The 2,154-nt window shown below is 25.4% G+C and carries 2 protein-coding genes; both read left to right on the top strand.

Going from position 1 to position 2,154, the window contains the following annotated elements:
* Nucleotides 1-168: 168 nt before the first annotated feature.
* Nucleotides 169-1,320, top strand: coding sequence for a mechanosensitive ion channel family protein (locus tag E6248_RS15580; RefSeq protein ID WP_316341682.1), 1,152 nt, complete (start codon nucleotides 169-171; stop codon nucleotides 1,318-1,320).
* 107 nt (nucleotides 1,321-1,427) lie between these two features.
* Nucleotides 1,428-1,913: a molybdopterin-binding protein gene (locus tag E6248_RS15575; RefSeq protein ID WP_316341681.1), complete on the top strand. Its 486-nt coding sequence runs from the start codon at nucleotides 1,428-1,430 to the stop codon at nucleotides 1,911-1,913.
* Nucleotides 1,914-2,154: the final 241 nt, after the last annotated feature.

Here is a 2,154-nt window from a genome sequence, read left to right as displayed (position 1 = left end):
GGATAATAGTTAGAAGTTTGGTAGTTAAGAGATTAAGAAATAAAGATAATTTATTAGAATTTATAAAAGACTTAAGAAATGCATTAGATAGTTAAAGAATAAAAGAAAAAAGATAGAGTAAAATAATAGTTATAAGAAAGGAAGAATAGATGCAGTTAAGGAGTAGATATGGATATATTAGAGGAGGTTATAAATACATTAATTAAAATAAGTATAAGTAAATATGTAGCAGCATTTATGATAATACTTATATCTTTTGTATTCAACAGATATGTAATAACTAGAATATTTGATTATATTATTAGATTAGCTAAAAGGACTAAAAATTTAGCAGATGATAGTTTAGCTTGGTCTTTAGAAAAACCTATTAAGTTATATATAACCTTATATGCAGTTTATGCTTCCCTAATAATTATTGATTTTGATGGATTAAACTTTAATTCACTTACTAGTGATAAAATTAAGAGGCTTTTTATAGTAATAGCTATATGTTATTTCTTTTATAATTTAACTTTAGAAAATTCATTATTATATAGCAAGTTAAAAAAGAATGATATTGTATTTCCATTTGTTTCAATAGTAATAAGACTTTTAATTGTGATAATCGGGATAAGCTGTATTGCTAGAGAATTTGGATTTACAGGGTTTATTGCTGGGCTTGGTATTAGTGGAGTAGCTTTTGCCCTTATGGCTCAAGATGCATTTTCCAATCTTTTTGGTGGAATGATTATTGTATTAGATAGACCTTTTGCTATAGGAGATTGGATACAAACTCCTCAAATTGAAGGAATAGTTGAAGATATAACTTTTAGGAGCACTAAAGTTAGAACCTTTACCATGTCAGTTGCAACTATTCCAAATTCAAAGCTTGCAAATGAGGAAATAATAAATTGGAGTGAAAGAAAACTTAGAAGGATTCACTTTAAATTTACCATTAAATCTAATACACCTATTAAGAAAATTAGGAGTCTTTTAGATAAGATAAAAGAATATTTAAATAACCATGAAAAGATAGATAAGGACCTAATAATAGTAAGTTTTAATGATTTGTCAAATATGGGATATGGAGTATTTATGTACTTTTATACAAATGAAATGAATTTTATTAAGTATGAAGAGTTAAGGGAAGAAATAAATATAAGAATATTAGAAATGGTTGAAGAGGAAGAAGTAGAATTAATGTTTATGTTTAATTTTGCAGCTATGAATAATAATAACAACAATAGTAATAATAACAATGCAGTAAGTAATTTGCGAGAAAAATGTCAAGAAATCGAATCGATGAAGAAAATAAATGAAGAACTTGGTAGAAATAGATAGAATCCTAATATTCTATCTATTTTTTTATGCATAAGTAATGTTATAATTTATATATTAAGTAAATAATATGAAAAGTTCTACTAATTAGTTTATAATGAGGTGGGTTTATGGTGAGGGTTGGAATACTAGTTATGGCTAGAAATAAAGATGAGATTATGTCAAATAACGAAGTTCATAGGCTTAAGATAGTTAAACGGTATTTAGAAAATGAGGGGCATGAGATAGTAACAAGTAAAATGATGAAAAGTAATCAAGAAGACTTAGAAGAAGAAATGAAGGAAATGTCTGATATTAATAAGCTTGATCTTATAATAACAATTGGAGGAATAGGATTTAGAGAAAATGATGTTGTTCCTGAAGCTACAAAAAACATAATTCATAGAGAAGCAAATGCTTTAATACAAGGGATATCGTGCTTTTGTCTCCAAATATCTAGAAAATCTATATTAACTAGAGGAGTAGCAGGAATAAGAAACAAAACTTTAATAGTGAACTTTCCAGAAGATACTAAGCTTTTAATATTCATTTTAGACTTTGCTTTAGAAACTATTCTTCAAGGAATTAAAATGATAAAGTTAGATAAAATATTTTAGAAGCTAAAGCTAGATAATAAGACATTGGAATAAAACTTAATAAAAAATAATAGGGATGTCGCACAATGAAAAAAGTGTAATTATAAATTGTTCTGTCTTTGCGATAACCCTATTAACCTTATATAATTCTGATTATTAAATTTAATTTTATTCTATAAAAAACATTTCTATTATAAATAATATTTTTTTATTCTATCATTAAATTTTTCATAAAGTTTAATCATATCAGCCTCAGTAGAAT

The sequence above is a fragment of the Clostridium sp. genome (assembly GCF_032552055.1).
Lineage (GTDB): Bacteria > Bacillota > Clostridia > Clostridiales > Clostridiaceae > Clostridium.
This window is presented reverse-complemented; position numbering and strand designations above follow the sequence as displayed.

Bases quoted from the DNA above. Each gene is read 5' to 3' on its own strand.
- E6248_RS15580 (WP_316341682.1), top strand. From the start codon at position 169: ATGGATATATTAGAGGAGGTTATAAATACATTAATTAAAATAAGTATA.
- E6248_RS15575 (WP_316341681.1), top strand. From the start codon at position 1,428: ATGGTGAGGGTTGGAATACTAGTTATGGCTAGAAATAAAGATGAGATT.